Annotated in this window: 4 protein-coding genes; 1 reads left to right on the top strand and 3 read right to left on the bottom strand. The window is 38.2% G+C overall.

The window, feature by feature from the left end:
• Positions 1–167: 167 nt before the first annotated feature.
• Positions 168–977: a molybdopterin-synthase adenylyltransferase MoeB gene (gene moeB, locus D6734_11110; GenBank protein ID RMF92946.1), complete on the top strand. Its 810-nt coding sequence runs from the start codon at positions 168–170 to the stop codon at positions 975–977.
• Between the two features lie 2 nt (positions 978–979).
• Here moeB and hisD read toward each other — a convergent pair whose 3' ends face one another.
• From hisD to prmC, 3 genes are read right to left on the bottom strand one after another with little or no spacing between them, the layout of a single operon-like run.
• On the bottom strand, positions 980–2272 hold the full coding sequence (gene hisD / locus D6734_11115) for a histidinol dehydrogenase (GenBank protein RMF92949.1): 1293 nt from the start codon (positions 2270–2272) through the stop codon (positions 980–982).
• A gap of 47 nt (positions 2273–2319) precedes the next feature.
• On the bottom strand, positions 2320–3576 hold the full coding sequence (gene murA / locus D6734_11120) for a UDP-N-acetylglucosamine 1-carboxyvinyltransferase (protein RMF92947.1): 1257 nt from the start codon (positions 3574–3576) through the stop codon (positions 2320–2322).
• Positions 3564–4505: a peptide chain release factor N(5)-glutamine methyltransferase gene (gene prmC / locus D6734_11125; GenBank protein ID RMF92948.1), complete on the bottom strand. Its 942-nt coding sequence runs from the start codon at positions 4503–4505 to the stop codon at positions 3564–3566. The genes murA and prmC overlap by 13 nt, the downstream gene beginning before the upstream one ends.
• Between the last annotated feature and the right edge of the window lie 149 nt (positions 4506–4654).

Here is a 4654-nt window from a genome sequence, read left to right on the forward strand (position 1 = left end):
ATTATATTTTACTTTTTTTGATAACATTAAAAGGCGATTTAAAAAATGCTTTTTTACATTGTACTTCAACATCTTCAATGTATTCTTGACAAAATTAAAACTCTGTGCTCTTTAAGGTTTCCCTTTTAAGAGATATGTAATCAATAGAATAAACAAGGATTTTATAAATGACAGATTTTACTGAAGAACAGATAGAAAGATACAGCAGACATATTATTTTGCCCGAAGTGGGCGGCATTGGCCAAAAAAAGATGTTAAATTCAAAGGTCCTTGTCGTTGGCGCCGGTGGATTGGGCTCCCCTTCGATCTATTATCTTGCCGCCGCAGGCATTGGCACTATCGGCATAATAGATTCCGATGTTGTCGAATTAAGCAATCTTCAGAGACAGATCATACATTCAACCCCTGAACTCGGCACACATAAGGTAGATTCTGCTGCAAAAACCATAAAAGAGCTAAATAGCGATGTCAAAGTCATTCCTTTTAAAGAAAGATTAACTTCAAACAATATAATGGATATTATTGATGGATTTGATATCGTTCTTGATGGCACTGACAATTTTCCCACAAGATATCTAATCAATGATGCCTGTTATTTTAAAAAAATTCCAAATGTTCATGGAAGTATTTTCAGATTTGAAGGACAGGCAACAGTTTTTAAGCCTGATGATGGTCCCTGTTATCGTTGTCTCTACCCCGAGCCCCCTCCTCCCGGCGCTGTTCCAAGCTGTCAGGAAGCAGGAGTTTTAGGCGTACTACCGGGGATTATAGGCGTCATTCAGGCAATAGAAGCGATAAAGCTGATTCTCGGTATTGGCGAACCGCTTATTGGGAGATTGCTGATGTATGATGCATTGACTATGGATTTCAGAGAAGTCAAAATAAAAAAAGACCCTAATTGTCCGCTCTGCGGAAAAGAGAAAACCATCACTGAATTAATTGACTACGAGCAATTCTGCGGATTCAGTTCAGAATAAATCTATTTTCTGCCTTTTATTCTCGCTTTCACAGAAAGAGAGTGCCCTATCAAACCCTCGATTTCTGCAAATTGTGAAGCGTTTTTAGAAAGATAGTGAAATCCTTTTCTTTTAAGATGAAGAAGAGTGGTCTTTTTCATAAAATTATCAACAGACAAATGAGATGAAAATCTTGAAGAACCGCCTGTAGGAAGAACATGATTAGGTCCTGCAAGATAGTCTCCAACTGGCTCAGGCGTATAGGCACCCAAAAATACTGCTCCTGCATTCTTCACTTTTGCAACTATTTTGAAGGGATTTGCCACCATAAGTTCAAGATGTTCAGGAGCAATGGTGTTGGCTATTTTCATTGCTTCTTCAATATCTTTTGTTTTGATAACAGCACCAAATTTTTTGAGTGATTTTTCAGCTATCTTCCTTCTTTCAAAGTTCGCAAGTCTCTTTTTAAGAAACTTCAACACACCCTTTGCAACTTTTTCCGAATTACTTATGCACACCGCTGATGCATTCTCATCATGCTCTGCCTGAGATATCATATCTGCGGCAATGAAATCCGGATTTGCCGTACCATCAGCAACGATGACAACTTCAGTCGGTCCTGCTATCATATCAATCCCTACAATCCCGAAAACCTGCTTCTTGGCAGTTGCAACAAATATGTTGCCCGGTCCAACAATCACATCGACCGATGGTATGCTCTCAGTGCCATAAGCCATAGCAGCGATTGCCTGAGCACCGCCTACCATAAATATTTCATCAACCCCCGCTATCTCTGCAGCAGCTATAACAGCCGGATTGATTCCGTCCTTTGATGGTGGTGTGCACATAATAATCTTTTCAACGCCTGCCACTTTTGCAGGAATTGCATTCATCAAAACTGATGAAGGATATGCCGCTTTCCCACCGGGCACGTAAATGCCTGCAGTTGAAACCGGAATAAGTTTCTGACCTGTCAAGATGCCTTCCTTTTCTTCATAAATCCATCCTGACCTCAACTCCCTCATATGAAAGCGCTTAATTCTATCTGCGGCAGTCTTCATAATAGAGAAAAGGTCCTTGGATACTTCACCTGAAATTTTCTTTCTTTCTTTCTCAGAAAGTTTTATTCTTTTTTTCTTGTCTAATGTCACACCATCAAAAAGCTCAGTATATTTTATAAGCGCTTTATCTCCCTTCTTTTTCACTTCCTCTACAACTTCTGCAACTTTCTTTTCTATTTCCGGATTGGCATCTACTTTTCTTTCTTTTAATCTTCTCAAAAATCTCTTGGCATTTGTGGTGCCCGCTTCTATTATTTTCAATTTTAACCTCCAATTAGTGTATTGTTTCCTTAGCTACACCCTTATGCAGGAATGCGTTTTATCTTAGCTCCAATTTTTGACAACTTCCCCTCGATATTTTCATATCCCCTGTCAATATGATAAACCCTTGAAAGGACTGTCTCTCCTTCTGCGGCTAACCCTGCTAAGATTAAACTTGCACTTGCCCTTAAATCTGTTGCCATTACAGGAGCACCTTTCAATTTTTCTATGCCCTTTACAACTGCTGTATGTCCGTCAATCTTTATATCTGCTCCCATACGCATCAATTCTGCTACATGCATAAATCTATTTTCAAAGACAGTCTCTGAAATAACGCTTACTCCATTAGCTATAGTCATCAATGCCATAAACTGCGCCTGCATATCAGTAGCAAATCCGGGATAAGGAGAAGTTTTTATGTCAGCCGAAATTATCTCACCGTTTCCTTTGACTTCAATGGTGTTCTCATATTCATTAATTTCAATTCCTGTCTCTCTTAGTTTCTCTAGGACAGTTGTGCTATGGGATGGAATACAGTTTTTTATTACAATTTCACTTCCAGTGATCGCAGCCGCAATTATAAAAGTTCCTGTTTCAATTCTATCAGGAATTACAGACCATTCGAAAGGGCTGAGAGTAGATTTCCCCTTGATTTTGATTGTTTCTGTTCCTTCACCGTCGATTTCAGCCCCCATTTTTTTCAATATATTGCATAAATCCACAATCTCCGGTTCTTTAGCGGCGTTCTCAATTATCGACTCCCCTTCTGCCAGTGAAGATGCCATCAGGACATTTGCTGTGCCTGTCACAGTAACGATATCAAATGGAATCCTACAGCCTCTCAATTTATCTGCCTTTGCATCAATATATCCATCTTCAAGCTCTATATCCGCACCAAGGCATTCCATTCCTTTAATATGCAGATTGACAGGCCTTGCTCCAATTGCGCATCCGCCGGGAAGAGAGATACGTGCCGAGTTATACTTTGCTATTAAAGGTCCAAGAACTAAAATCGACGCCCTCATTTTTCTCACAAGGTCATAAGGCGCTTCAAAACAATTGATGTCACTAGTGTCGATTTCAATGCTGTTTTGCTCAATCCACTCAACTTTTGCACCCAAATGTTCAAGCAAAAGTTTGAATGTATCTATGTCTCTGAGTCTTGGAACATTTCTGATAACAGATTTCCCCTTTGCAAGAAGCGATGCCGCCATTGCAGGAAGAGCAGAATTTTTTGCTCCACTGATTTCAACTTCTCCAGATAGCTTATAGCCGCCTTCGATTACTATTTTATCCATAGCTGTGCTACCCTTTCATAGGAAGAATAGTCATCATAAAAATTTATTTCATCATATTTATCAACAGCCGCGTAAATTTCCTTTATCATATTTTTCTGCCCCTCTCCTATTTCAAGAATCAGCATACCGCCGGGGCAAATGAATTTTGGCGCCTCTTCTATAAGCTCTTTTATCATATCAATCCCTTCTTCTCCTGAAAAAAGAGCTTCTTTTGGCTCATACTTGGCTATTTCAGGTTGAAGTTTATGGCAATCTCCTTCTGGTATATATGGAGGATTGGAAACAACTATGTGAAAGGGCTTATCTTTTGAAGGGGAATCAGCTCTGAATGTCTCAAAGGAACGAGCAAGGAGAAAATCGACTGCACCATTTTCAATATGGATTTCAGCATTGAGTTGTGCTGTTTTTAATGCTTCATACGAAATATCAGTTGCACAAACCTTTATAAATGGCATTTCACACTTCAATGTAATGGCAATAACTCCACTTCCTGTACCTATATCAAGTATCCGAATATCTTCATTTTTCACTTTTGTCCTGATTTTGAGCTTTTCAAAATCATCAATAATAATCTCTATCAATCTTTCAGTTTCAGGACGGGGAATAAAAACTCCTTCCTTTATTATAAAATCTCGTGACCAAAATTCTTGTTTTCCAATAAGATATTGTAAAGGCATTCTCTTTTTGCGAAGTGCAACCAATTCAGAAAACTCATTTATCTGAGATTTCTCAAGTTTTTGTTCAGGATAGGTATAAAGATATGAGCGGTCAACTCTCAAAACACGGCAAAGCAACAATTCACTATCAATTCTTGCAGAATTTATACCTTCAGATTTAAAGATATCCGTAGATATCTTTAAAAGAGTAAAAATATCCGCAGCACTATTGATAAAAAAGCTTTTTTCCTTCTTATCCTCTACAATCAAAATACCTTTTCCTTAAACCAAATGGTGAGAAATCAATGAAAATATACATCATAACACCTTTTCATACAATATAGATTTCAACGCTCCTATTTATCTTTTTAAAAGTTGAAATAGAAGATTGGAAAATTTCATACCAAACATCTATCTAATAC

The organism is Candidatus Schekmanbacteria bacterium, from assembly GCA_003695725.1.
In the GTDB taxonomy this organism is placed as follows: domain Bacteria; phylum Schekmanbacteria; class GWA2-38-11; order GWA2-38-11; family J061; genus J061.

What these genes read in the sequence shown, in the direction of transcription:
- moeB (RMF92946.1), top strand. Translation starts at nt 168, where the DNA reads ATGACAGATTTTACTGAAGAACAGATAGAAAGATACAGCAGACATATT.
- murA (RMF92947.1), bottom strand. Translation starts at nt 3,576, where the DNA reads ATGGATAAAATAGTAATCGAAGGCGGCTATAAGCTATCTGGAGAAGTT.